This is a genomic window from Anaerolineales bacterium (genome assembly GCA_022866145.1).
GTDB lineage: Bacteria > Chloroflexota > Anaerolineae > Anaerolineales > E44-bin32 > PFL42.
In genome coordinates this window covers 1-1,848 of record JALHUE010000483.1, presented here as the reverse complement: position 1 = coordinate 1,848, position 1,848 = coordinate 1, and the positions used below count along the sequence as shown (strand labels likewise).

Below are 1,848 nucleotides of genomic sequence, written 5' to 3'. Positions count from 1 at the left end.
TGCACCGCTGTCGCCGCCGGCACTACTCCCGGATGCGGCAACTACTATTTCTCGCCAACTGGCGCCCAACTGCTGAGGGTGTTCGAGGCCATCGCCTCGCGCATCTTCACCCGGATCACGCACTGAGTTCCTGCGGCCCCGGTCCGCCTGCGCAGGCTGCGGCGGCCCGGTCGCCGGACACGAAAATCTGAACGAAGGGGACGTGGGATGGAACGGTTGCCAGCCAGCCATCCGGCGGCCACCGCAGGCCGCCGTCGCTTCCGCGGGCAGGGTCTCGTTGAGTTTGCCCTGATCTTGCCCGTGATGCTGCTCTTGCTGTTCGTGATCATCGAGCTGGCGCGGGTGCTGCACGCCTGGCTGGCGATCGAGAACGGCGCCCGCTTCGGGGCGCGCTACGCCGTCACCGGCGAGTTTGACGACACCTACTGCGCCGGCTTCCCCGGCGGGGTGTGCGACGACCGCCCGGAGGAGGATGCCGCCCGTATCCCTTCGATCAAGGACGCCGCCCGCGCCGGTGCGGTTGCCATCCTTCGTAACGAGACCGTATTCCCCGGGGTCCCCGGCTACTTCAACATCACCATCTGCTCCAACAAGACCGGGGTGATCTACTCGCCCGCCGATAGCAACGCTCCCCTGCCGGCTAACTGGCCGGCGGACTGCGCACCCGCCGAGGACGGAGGCGGCCCTGGCGACCGGGTCGTGGTCACGGTCGACTTCGAGCACCCGCTGATCGTGCCCCTGGTCAGCACGTGGTGGCCCGAGATCCGGCTGACGGCCAAGCGCGAAGCCATCGTCGAGCAGTTTCGCGTGGCGCGCGTCGTCGGCCTGCCGGCGACGATCTCCGTGCCCACCTTCACGGCGACGATCACGCCGACCCTCACCATCACCCCCTCCCCGACGGAGACCTCGACGGTGACCGTGACCCCGACCCCGGACTGCAGCGCCCTCAGCGTCAACTACACCGACATTTGGGGCCAGTGGGTTCGGATGAACGTCACCAACAACAATCCGGGGGCGGTGCATCTGACCAATTCCAGCATCTCCTGGGTCGAACCGGGCTACTACCCGGGCCAGGCGCTGTGGGGCATGAACTTCTCGGGCTACTACTGGCTCGGCAGCGACGCGATCTCGCCGCATGCCGAAGCGCCGTCGCCGCCGATCGTTCTTCCGTCCTTCGTGACCAACACCTGGTACGGCCTGTTCATGAACGTCCCCTTCACCCCAGGGCTGTACGGCGACTACTGGGTGACGCTGACCTTCGACGACATCTGCGTTGTCAGTGGATCAGTGTCGCGGGCTGTGCCCACGCCCACCTCGACGCCGACCGTGACCAGCACGGGAACGATCACTCCGACGCCGACGATCACGCCAACAGCCACCGACACTCCGACGCGCACCGCGACGCCGACAGTGACCCAGACGCGAACCGATACGCCGACGCCGACGATCACCGGCACGCCGACGCCGATCACGCCGACCAACACGTCGACGATCACGCCTACGCCCTCGGACACGCCGACGCCGACGCGCACACCGACGCGCACCGATACCCCGACCGTCACGAAGACGCCGACGGTCACCCGAACGCCGACGGAGACCGATACGCCGACCCGGACGCCCACGCACACCGCGACGCCGACGGAGACCGATATGCCGACCCGGACGCCGACACCTACCAGGACACTGACTCCGATCGCTACCCACACGCTGCCGCCGTCGCGGACGCCAACGCCGTCGCGCACTCCAACGCAGGCCTGCATGGACTGTTAGACGGCCGGCCGAAGAGCGGTGGGAATGGAACTTGTGGGGTTTGGGCCCAGCCCAAACCCCACTGCTATCCTGGGGCGG

Annotated in this window: 1 protein-coding gene; it reads left to right on the top strand. The window is 67.7% G+C overall.

Features of this window, described 5'->3' with window-relative positions; all coding sequences use genetic code 11:
• Positions 1 to 207: 207 nt before the first annotated feature.
• Positions 208 to 1,770, top strand: coding sequence for a pilus assembly protein (locus MUO23_14100; GenBank protein ID MCJ7514083.1), 1,563 nt, complete (start codon positions 208 to 210; stop codon positions 1,768 to 1,770).
• Positions 1,771 to 1,848: the final 78 nt, after the last annotated feature.